This window comes from Methylotuvimicrobium buryatense 5G (assembly GCF_000341735.1).
GTDB lineage: Bacteria > Pseudomonadota > Gammaproteobacteria > Methylococcales > Methylomonadaceae > Methylotuvimicrobium > Methylotuvimicrobium buryatense.
In genome coordinates this window covers 3,825,114-3,830,212 of sequence record NZ_KB455575.1, presented here as the reverse complement: position 1 = coordinate 3,830,212, position 5,099 = coordinate 3,825,114, and the positions used below count along the sequence as shown (strand labels likewise).

General features: G+C 42.9%; 4 protein-coding genes and 1 pseudogene. 4 read left to right on the top strand and 1 reads right to left on the bottom strand.

Translation table 11 applies throughout. The features are described 5' to 3' along the window. The 4 genes and pseudogenes from METBU_RS24575 to METBU_RS24570 all read left to right on the top strand — a co-directional run. Positions 1-499: pseudogene (locus METBU_RS24575) on the top strand (hypothetical protein); the annotation flags it as partial. Between the two features lie 157 nt (positions 500-656). Then, positions 657-1,388: a sulfotransferase gene (locus tag METBU_RS0117310; protein ID WP_017841824.1), complete on the top strand. Its 732-nt coding sequence runs from the start codon at positions 657-659 to the stop codon at positions 1,386-1,388. An 82-nt stretch (positions 1,389-1,470) separates the two neighbouring features. After that, complete coding sequence (locus METBU_RS0117305; protein ID WP_017841823.1) at positions 1,471-2,700, top strand: glycosyltransferase family 4 protein; 1,230 nt, start codon at positions 1,471-1,473, stop codon at positions 2,698-2,700. A 389-nt stretch (positions 2,701-3,089) separates the two neighbouring features. After that, on the top strand, positions 3,090-3,782 hold the full coding sequence (locus METBU_RS24570; protein ID WP_017841822.1) for a glycosyltransferase family 2 protein: 693 nt from the start codon (positions 3,090-3,092) through the stop codon (positions 3,780-3,782). A gap of 132 nt (positions 3,783-3,914) precedes the next feature. Here METBU_RS24570 and METBU_RS0117295 read toward each other — a convergent pair whose 3' ends face one another. Continuing rightward, a complete protein-coding gene (locus METBU_RS0117295; RefSeq protein WP_026130293.1) occupies positions 3,915-5,093 on the bottom strand; it encodes an ISAzo13 family transposase in 1,179 nt (392 codons plus the stop codon). Positions 5,094-5,099 lie beyond the last annotated feature (6 nt).

Below are 5,099 nucleotides of genomic sequence, written 5' to 3'. Positions count from 1 at the left end.
GCAAGACGGCGTGACCGTGGATTTAAGGATCACGGAAGCGCAATTCATCAGCGCACATCAAGGATGGGATACGCTGCGTAACCTGCATAACATCATCGGCAGCGGCTTTGACGACGTGTTGATAGGCGACGACGGCGATAATGTCATTTACGGCGGTGACGGTGATGACATAATTTATGGTGGTTTGGGCCATAATACACTTATAGGTGGAAGCGGCTCAGATCAGTTTGTATTCAACACGGCTCCCGGTATCGGAAACGTCGACACCATCCTTGATTTTGAAGTCAATGTCGATAAGATTGTGCTTTATCGTTCGATTTTCTCGGCGTTTGTTGAAGATACCGTTGATGAACTGGAGCGCTATTTGGTTTATGACAATGAAACCGGATTGTTGTCTTACGACGCTGATGGAAGTGGTATAAACGAGGCGGCGCCGATTGCAATTTTAGGCATTGATAACCATCCAGGATTAACTGCAAATGATTTTATAATCGTTTAATTTTCCCTCTTTTTATCCGCCAAGGATGGCGGAAATCTAAACTTGTACTATGACTCGCATTAGAGCTTATTTTTTAAGACTTGTTTCTGGTGAGGTTCATCATGTTCGCTATAATTTGATCATCTGAATTTTTATAAAGTAACCTTCAGTATATATTATGGAAATAGTCTCTCCTGTAGCCATTGGGGCGATCGGCGGTAGCGGTACAAGAGTTGTGGCTCGTTTGCTAATGGAACTAGGGTACTACATTGGGAGTGATTTAAATCATGCTAACGATAACCTTTTATTTACAAGTAAGTTTAAACGTTTAGAAATTTTGAATATGAGTCATCAAACCTTTTCGGTACTGCTTGATGAATTTGTATCTGAAATGAAAACGGGCTGTGATTTAGCAGGTCAGTCTAAATGGGCGTGGAAAGAGCCTAATACACATATTGTGATTGACCGTTTACTTAGACTTTTACCTAAGTTGCATTACATTCATGTTATTCGCCATGGTTTGGATATGGCTCATAGCAATAATCAGAATCAACCCCGTTTATGGGGTAGTTTTTTTTTAGGAGGTGAACCTCAAGAACATATTGAGCCAAGGTACTCTCTTAAATACTGGTGTGCTGTGCATAGAAGAATAATGAACATTGCTTCACATCCCGATTTTAGTCATCGAATTTTATTTATAGACTATGATGAATTATGTCATAACCCGCTTGTCGTTATTCGGCGCTTATGTTCATTTTTAAAACATGATGAAAAAAATATCGACACCCATGAATTAGCCGACTTAATCCAAAATCCGGGCTCTATCGGGCGCTGGAAAAAGTTCGGACTAGATATCTTCGATGCTGGGGATTTAGCCTATTTAAGTGAATACTATGGCTGCATGAGCTAATCTCTGCCTTTATATCAAGTTTTGCCAGTCTACCGTCAACCCAAGAGCTTGAATAGGCGCTTGCGTAAAGTCATTTGATAAAATGAATTTTCTTTTTATTCACCAGAATTTTCCGGCTCAATTTCGGCATTTAGCGAATGCTCTTCTTGAAGATCCTAAAAATAAAGTTTATGCGATTGGTGAAACGAATAACGTTCGCACGCGGGGAATCATTCACAAGCGAATTATCTTATTAGGTTATCAATTGGAGCTTTCCAAGCTTTTTCATCAATCGGTATTAGGCGATTTTGAAATAGCCGCTCAGCGTGGACAGCTTGTTGCAGGTATCGCTTTACGCTTGAAAAACAAAGGATTTTATCCTGATATAATTATTGCTCATCCTGGTTGGGGAGAAACTTTATTTTTAAAAGATATTTTTCCTAAATCGAAGCATATTTATTATTTTGAATTTTATTATCATGCTTATGGTCATGATGTCGGGTTTGATCCTGAGTTTCCAATATCGACAAACGAGCGTTTATTGGTTCGCTTGAAAAATACTACGCAATTGTTATCTTTAGAAAGTGCCGATGAAGGTATTGCTCCGACACATTGGCAAAAACAACAGTATCCTGTTGAGTTTCATAGTAAGATCAAGGTATTTCATGAAGGAATTAACACGCGTTTAGCGGCTCCCAATCCTGAAGCTTGTTTTAGTTATCAAAACAAGACATTGACCCGAGATAATGAAATTATCACTTATGTTGCGCGTAATTTAGAACCGTATCGAGGCTTTCATTGCTTAATGCGAGCTTTACCGGCCATTTTAGAGGCGCGCCCTCAAGCTCAAATTTTAATTGTTGGGGGAGATGCCGTGAGTTATGGTCGCCGTTTACCGAATGGTCAAAATTATCGCGAGTTGTATTTAAAAGAGTTGGGGCATCAATTGGATCTGTCGCGGATCCATTTTGTGGGAAAGGTTTCGTATCGTGATTTTTTGACTATTTTACAAGTGTCCTCTGTCCATGTGTATTTAACCTATCCTTTTGTTTTGTCATGGTCGATGCTAGAAGCGATGTCTGTTGGTTGTGCTTTAGTCGCGTCGGAAACAGCGCCTGTAAAAGAAGTGGTATTGGATGGAATAAATGGTCAATTAGTGGATTTTTTTAATATGCGGCAGTTGGCTGATACGGTTATTGCTGTTTTGCAAAATCCTGATGATTACCGAGAGATGCGCTTTAAGGCTAGGCAGACGATTATTGACCACTATGATCTTGAGCAAGTCTGTTTACCCGATTGGGTTCGTTTTGTATTGCACTCCCGAAAAGAATGAGAGGATGTTGGCCATCCTGTGGTAGGCGCCCCCCGTCTTTGCATCCACTCTATTGTGCCGAAAAATTTGATTTTTAACACCGTTGTTTGATCGCCCACACGACCTCTAGTGCTTGCCGATTTTCGTCGATATCATACACACAAAACAGCTTAACGCCTCTCAATGAGGTCGTAACGGCTGTTACGATTACCGATTCGGAGGTTTACGGAACAAGTAACGACTGGATCTAGCTCGGATTATTCGCATCGACAAGCTGAAGCCCTTCCTAATCAGGACAATTTTTGAGCAACCAAGTGAAAGCTATCGGCAACAGGCTTGTTTGATCATTACCCCCGAGTCTCGACCAATCACAGCCAACTACTTTCCAGACGCACAATATTTTTTGATTCATGCCTCAAAACACCCCACCGCTGGTTTCCATCGTCATGCCCTCTTTCAATCAGGCAAATTTCATTGCCGAGTCGGTCGAAAGCGTGTTGTCGCAAAGTTACCGCCATCTGGAATTGATCGTCGTCGCCGACGGCGGCTCCACCGACGGCACGCCGGACTGGTTGAGTCAAAAAAGCCGCCAAGATCCCCGTTTGAAGTGGTTCTCCGGCCCGGACACGGGACCAGCCGATGCCTTGAACAAAGCCTTGAAAATCGTCCGGGGAACGCTGATCGGCTGGTTGAATTCGGACGACTTATATACGCCGAATGCAATCCAACGCGCGGTCGATGCGTTAATTACCGAACCGGCGTGGCTGATGGTCTACGGCCACGGCGAACACATCGATGAACACGGCCGCTTCATCGAGGCTTATCCGACCCGCTTGCCCTCCACGCCGGCCGAAGAATTCGCCGATCGGTGTTTTATTTGTCAGCCTACCGTTTTTTTCAAACGCAGCCTGACCGTCTTACTCGGCCCGTTGGACGAGACCTTAAAAACGGCTTTCGATTTCGATTATTGGTTGCGCGCGTTTATTCAAATACCGGAAAGAATCGGTTTTATCGATACCGCGCAGGCCAAGTCGCGCCTTCATGCCCAGTGGCTCTGTCGTATGGGCGCATCAATACAACCTACACAACGGGTTCTGAGTTGAGACGTGTCGAAGCAAAGGTGGAAACCTAGAGAATTAGCACAATTCTTTCAAGTGCAGTGCAGTGCAGTGCTGAAGACAAGTGTTGATGGAATCTAAATTGCTTAGGAACGAGCACGAAATAACTTGAGCAACTTATAAATTTACCGCTTCAGGTATGGCGACATAATTCCATTGCCTCAGATGCTTATCAAATACAATTCGCATGGATTCTTTAAAGCCCTCCACAACTTTTCTGCCCGTTTCATAAACCTTGTTAAAAATACAGGCAAAGACTTTTAATCCCGCTTTTGTTGTTGTCTTTTCAATTAACTCTTTCATAAAGACATGGCTGATTAAAATCATGCCGGATAATTCACGCGTAATATGAGGAAATACCCGGTGNTCNATGGGATTCCATTTAGAGGTGTACGGAGGATAATGCGCTATCCGTATTTCAATGCCTATTTCTGCCACTAATGCCTGCAAATCCTGTTTGAAAATATAGTGTCTGGATGAGTTACTGCCACCGCCATCCATCAGCAATAAAATGGATGTTGCCAGCGGATAGTAGAGGTTGCCATAGGTGTACCACCAGTGACGAATCGAATCACAGGAAAACTCGCTGGTGTCACGGCTTGTCCCAATGTTGACGTAGGCTTCGTTGCGCTCAGTATCATAAAGCGTATGAGGTACGGCAACGCCTTCGGCTAATGACGGAAAGTCATGATCATAAACTTCAACTGTTTTAGTGGTATAGACCTTGCCATCGCGAAACAGATTACCTATCAGCTCCTTTTTCTTGGTATCCACGCTGATGACAGGATTTCCCGCAGTCGTATATAAAGCTCTCAATTGACTGATATTCTCAAATTGCGCATTACGATTTACATGCCCGCCAGCCGCTTTCTTTTTCAAGGCCTTACGCTTCACATAATCATTCTTTTTTAATAATTTTCTGACAATATTGCGACTGACTTTGAAACCCTCTTCAGCCAATAGAAAGCCAATTTTGGCACACGTCAAATTAGTCCATTTTTTCGTTTCATCCATCGGGTCGCCTGCCGTATGCTCTTTTAAAATAGACAGAAACACGTCATTAATATTCGTTTGTTTTTCAATAGCTTGTTTTCGACCACCACCCGCTTTTCTATCCCGTTTTTTGGGGATAGTTGCCTTCTCTTTCAGTTCAGTTATCCCTCGCCGAATGGTATGGCGGGAACAGGAAAACAGCTGAGCAATATAGCTGATGCCGCCATAAGGAAATTTTAATGCTTCAACCCCCGCATACAAACGCTTATCTTTTTCGGATAGACGGTCGAACACTTCTTGCATTTGTTT